This window comes from uncultured Caballeronia sp., assembly GCF_964243625.1.
GTDB lineage: Bacteria > Pseudomonadota > Gammaproteobacteria > Burkholderiales > Burkholderiaceae > Caballeronia.
Genome location: NZ_CAXTGZ010000436.1, coordinates 1 through 5,163, shown reverse-complemented (window position 1 = coordinate 5,163; position 5,163 = coordinate 1). Strand labels below are relative to the sequence as shown.

At 59.5% G+C, this 5,163-nt stretch carries 5 protein-coding genes; all 5 read left to right on the top strand.

Annotated elements, in window-relative coordinates:
• The coding region (locus tag ACFFAR_RS23975) for a methylenetetrahydrofolate reductase (RefSeq protein WP_375508587.1) at nucleotides 1–544 on the top strand (544 nt) is incomplete at its 5' end.
• 421 nt (nucleotides 545–965) lie between these two features.
• Entirely contained in the window at nucleotides 966–2,600 is a 1,635-nt protein-coding gene (locus tag ACFFAR_RS23970) for an ABC transporter substrate-binding protein (RefSeq protein ID WP_086380886.1), read from the top strand.
• Nucleotides 2,601–2,713: 113 nt separating this feature from the next.
• Entirely contained in the window at nucleotides 2,714–3,724 is a 1,011-nt protein-coding gene (locus tag ACFFAR_RS23965; protein ID WP_062000607.1) for an ABC transporter permease subunit, read from the top strand.
• Between the two features lie 4 nt (nucleotides 3,725–3,728).
• Entirely contained in the window at nucleotides 3,729–4,646 is a 918-nt protein-coding gene (locus ACFFAR_RS23960; RefSeq protein ID WP_062000606.1) for an ABC transporter permease subunit, read from the top strand.
• A gap of 1 nt (nucleotide 4,647) precedes the next feature.
• The coding region (locus tag ACFFAR_RS23955) for an ATP-binding cassette domain-containing protein (RefSeq protein ID WP_375508586.1) at nucleotides 4,648–5,163 on the top strand (516 nt) is incomplete at its 3' end.

The window sequence follows — 5,163 nt, the reverse complement described above, 5'->3', positions numbered from 1 at the left end:
CGATTTGCCTTCGGGCATGGGCGAAGTCGGCGAGTTGCGATATGCGTCGGAACTCGTGAGCTTCATTCGCGCCGAGCATGGGGACTGGTTCAACATCGAAGTCGCCGCTTATCCGGAATACCATCCGCAGGCGCGCTCGCCGAAATCCGATCTGGATAACTTCGTGCGCAAGGTGCAAGCGGGCGCGAATTCGGCGATCACGCAGTACTTCTTCAACGCGGACGCGTATTTCCGTTTCGTCGATGACGCCCGCAAGCTGGGCGTGGATGTTCCTATCGTGCCGGGCATCATGCCGATCACGAATTTCTCGCAGTTGATGCGTTTCTCGGAGATGTGCGGCGCGGAAGTGCCGAAGTGGATTGCACGCCGCCTGGAAAGCTTCGGCGACGATAAAGAATCCATCCGCGCTTTCGGACTGGATGTGGTGACGGGTTTGTGCGAACGGCTGGTGAAGGAAGGCGCGCCCGGGCTGCATTTTTATACGCTGAACGGCGCGGCTGCGAGCAAGACGATTTGCGAGCGGTTGAAGCTGCAGGGACGGTAGGAATCAAGTATTACCCGCGCGACGTTCGTCGCGCGGTTCTCCAGATTGTTCGCTTGCATCCAATCACATCGAAACATTGTGCATAACGAAACTTGATGCACTTTCGCTTTCACCGTCACTGCCACCAAAATTGTTAACTTAACCTGGCCGGTTCTTCGTGCTACGGTAGCGCCCGAATTCGCCGCGGCGCCATATTTCGGCGATATTGCGCATTCCAATAAAAACGCGCCAAATCGTCAGAAATCCTCGAATACCTTGGGGTAAACAAGCAAAACGCGGCCTTTTCAGTCATTTACCCGATACGCCGGAAACTCGTGCTGAAGCAAATTCCCATAAGGAATTTCGTCGCCTTGTTCCCCCCGGCAAAGCTCAGTAATATCGCGCTACGCCGGTTTTAGCCGGCACAAGACCTGGAGGAAACATGAAGAAAATTGGCCTGTTGCGAGCTGCCCATCTGTCGATGGCCGTCAGCGCCGCCATCGCGGCATCGCTCGTGACTGCGAGCGTCGCTCATGCGGCACCCATTCCCAACAAAACGCTCGTGTACTGCTCGGAAGGCAGCCCGGCCGGTTTCGATCCCGCCCAATACACCACGGGCACCGATTTCACTGCTAACACGTTCACAGTGTTCAACCGCCTCGTGGAATTCGAGCGCGGCAGCACGAAAGTGGAGCCGGGCCTCGCGGAAAAATGGGATGTGTCGGCTGATGGCCTGACCTACACATTCCACCTGCGCCACGGCGTGAAGTTCCAGACCACGTCGTTCTTCAAGCCGACGCGCGAATTCAACGCGGACGACGTGCTTTTCACGTTCAACCGCATGCTCGACCCGAACCAGCCGTTCCGCAAGGCGTATCCGGCATCGTTCCCGTATTTCACGGACATGGGACTCGACAAGCTGATCACGAAGATCGAAAAGGTCGATCCGTACACGGTCAAGTTCACGCTGAAAGAAGTGAATGCTCCGTTCATCCAGAATATGGCGATGGAATATGCATCGATTCAATCGGATGAATATGGCCAGCAATTGCTGAAAGCGGGCAAGGCATCGGATATCAATCAGCAGCCGGTCGGCACAGGCCCGTTTATTTTCCGCAGCTATACGAAAGACGCGACCATCCGTTTCGACGGCAATCCTGATTACTGGAAAGCGGGCGCGGTCAAAATCTCGAAGCTGATTTTCTCGATCACGCCGGACGCCGCCGTTCGCGTGCAAAAGCTGAAAAGCAACGAATGCCAGGTCATGAGCTATCCGCGTCCGGCTGACATCGCGCCGCTGAAAGCCGATACCAATCTCGACACGCCTTCCTCGGCCGGTTTCAACGAAGGTTACGTGGCCTACAACGTGACCAAGAAGAACGTCGACAACGTCGATGTCCGCCGCGCGCTGGACATGGCGATCAACAAGAAAGCGATCATCGAATCGGTGTATCAGGGCGCAGGACAAGCCGCGATCGCCCCGATGCCGCCGACCCAGTGGTCCTATGACAAGAACCTGAAGATCGCGTCCTACGACACCGCCAAAGCCAAGGCGCTGCTCTCGAAGGCCGGTTTCCCGAATGGCTTCGAGATCACGTTGTGGGCCATGCCGGTCCAGCGTCCGTACAACCCGAACGCGCGCTTGATGGCCGAGATGATCCAGGCTGACTGGGCGAAGATCGGTGTGAAGGCGAACATCGTGTCGTACGAGTGGGGCGAGTACATCAAGCGCGCTCACGCGGGCGAACACGACGCCATGCTGATCGGCTGGACGGGCGACAATGGCGATCCGGACAACTGGCTCGGCACGCTGCTCGGTTGCGACGCTGTCAACGGCAGCAACTTCTCGCACTGGTGCTACAAGCCGTTCAACGACCTGGTGATCAAGGGCCGCAATACGTCCGATCAGGCGCAGCGCACGCAGGCTTACATGCAGGCGCAGCAGATTTTCGCTGATCAACTGCCCTTCTCGCCGATCGCTCACTCGACCGTTTATCAACCGACGAGCAAGAAGGTCACGGGCATGAAGATCGAGCCGCTGGGTTACTTGCGCTTTGACGGCGTGGGCATGCAGTAAGCTTCGCGCGGTACGCTTCTTGCACGAAAAACATAACTAGTCGAAAAGGTCCGGCGACAAGGGTCACAAGCCCGCGTCGCCGGTCGCATTTTTCCTCCCCAAAGAGACGAACCATGTTCCGATTCGTTTTGCGACGCATAGGCATGGTGATCCCGACGTTCATCGGCATCACGATCCTTGCCTTCGCACTCATCCACCTGATCCCGGGCGATCCCATTGAAGTCATGATGGGCGAGCGCGGCGTGGACCCGGCAATGCACGCCGAAGCCATGAAGCGGCTCGGGCTCGACCTGCCGCTTCCTGTTCAATATTTCCACTATGTTGGACACGCGCTGAAAGGCGACCTCGGCATGTCGATCATCACCAACACTAGCGTGATGGGCGAATTCCTCGGCCGCTTTCCCGCGACCCTGGAACTCGCTTTCTGCGCGATGATCTTCGCGCTAGTGGTGGGTTTGCCCGCCGGCGTCGCGGCTGCGTTGAAACGCGGCACGATTGTCGATCACGGCGTGATGGGCACCGCGCTCACCGGTTATTCCATGCCGATTTTTTGGTGGGGCTTGATCCTCATCATGTTCTTCTCGGCGAAGCTCGGCTGGACACCGGTTTCCGGGCGTATCGCGGTGGAGTACGACATTCCGCACCGCACGGGCTTCATGCTGTGGGACGCACTTTTCTCCGACGATGAAGGCGCGTTCAAGTCCGCCGTCAGCCACCTGATCCTGCCGACCATTGTGCTGGGCACCATTCCGCTGGCGGTGATCGCGCGGATGACGCGTTCATCGATGCTCGAGGTCTTGCGCGAGGACTACATTCGCACGGCGCGCGCCAAGGGGCTTGCACCCGGACGCGTGGTGATCGTGCATGCGCTGCGCAACGCGCTGATTCCCGTGGTCACCGTGATCGGCCTGCAAGTCGGCACGCTGCTCGCGGGCGCCGTGCTGACCGAGACTCTGTTCTCGTGGCCGGGGGTTGGAAAGTGGCTGATCGATGCCATCAGCCGCCGCGATTATCCTGTCGTGCAGGGCGGTATCCTGATGATCGCGACGCTCGTCATTCTCGTGAATCTAATCGTCGACTTGTTGTACGGCGTGCTGAATCCGCGCATTCGCCATACGAGGTAAGCCGATGGCCGATATCCAAAACAATCCTGGCGCACTGGCGCCGATCCCCGGCGGCCGCTTTCTGGCGGGCCGCGAATTCTGGGCCAACTTCTCGCGCAACCGTGGCGCGGTCGTGGCCGGCGCGATCGTGCTGATCCTGATCTTCGTTGCGATCTTCGCGCCGTTGATCGCGCCGCACAGTCCTATCGAGCAGTATCGCGACAACGTCAAGATCCCACCCGCGTGGCTGGATGGCGGCAACTGGCGTTTTGTCCTCGGCACCGACGAAGCCGGCCGCGACATCCTCTCGCGCCTGATGTACGGCGCTCGGTTGTCGTTCTGGATCGGCTTTGTCTCGGTCGTGCTCGCGCTGATTCCGGGCGTCGTGCTCGGGTTGATCGCGGCGTTTTTCCAGAAATGGGCCGATACCCCCATCATGCGCATCATGGACGTGCTGCTCGCGCTGCCTTCGTTGTTGCTGGCAGTTGCGGTGGTCGCGATCATCGGACCGGGGCTGGTCAATACGATGCTTGCCATCGCGATCGTCGCGTTGCCGGGTTATGTGCGATTGACGCGTGCTGCGGCGCTCGGTGAATTGCAGCGCGAATACGTGACGGCGTCACGCGTGGCCGGCGCCGGCACCGTGCGGCTGATGTTCTCGCAAGTGTTGCCCAACTGCGCTGCGCCGCTGATCGTGCAGGCCACGTTGGGGTTTTCCTCCGCGATTCTCGATGCCGCCGCGCTCGGCTTTCTTGGCCTCGGCGTTCAGCCTCCGGCGGCGGAGTGGGGCGCGATGTTGGCGTCCGCGCGGGATTACATCGAAAGTGCGTGGTGGATCGTGACCATGCCCGGGCTGTCCATCCTGATTTCGGTGCTCGTCATCAATCTGCTCGGCGACGGTCTGCGCGACGCGCTCGACCCCAAACTCAAGCGGATGGCGTGATATGGACGATCTCCTCACTATCCGCAATCTGGCGGTCAGCTTCAACGGCCTGCCCGCTGTCGATCGGATCGATATCTCCGTCAAACCCGGCGAAGTGGTCGGGGTCGTCGGCGAATCCGGTTCCGGCAAAAGCGTCACGATGATGGCCCTGATGGGCTTGATCGACGCGCCCGGAATCGTCACCGCCGATCAGGTCACGTTCAACGGCATCGACTTGTTGAAGGCCTCGGCGCGGCAACGCAGGAAGATCATCGGCAAGGACATTGCGATGGTTTTCCAGGACGCGCTCTCCAGTCTGAATCCAAGCTATACGGTCGGTTATCAGATCAAGGAAGTTCTCCGGCTCCACGAAGGTTTGCGCGGATCGAAGCTGCATCAGCGCACCCTGGAATTGCTCGATCAGGTTGGGATTCCGGATGCAAAAAGCCGCATCGATGCCTTCCCGCACCAGATGTCGGGCGGCATGAGCCAGCGCGTGATGATCGCGATGGCGGTTGCGTGCAACCCGAAGCTCCTG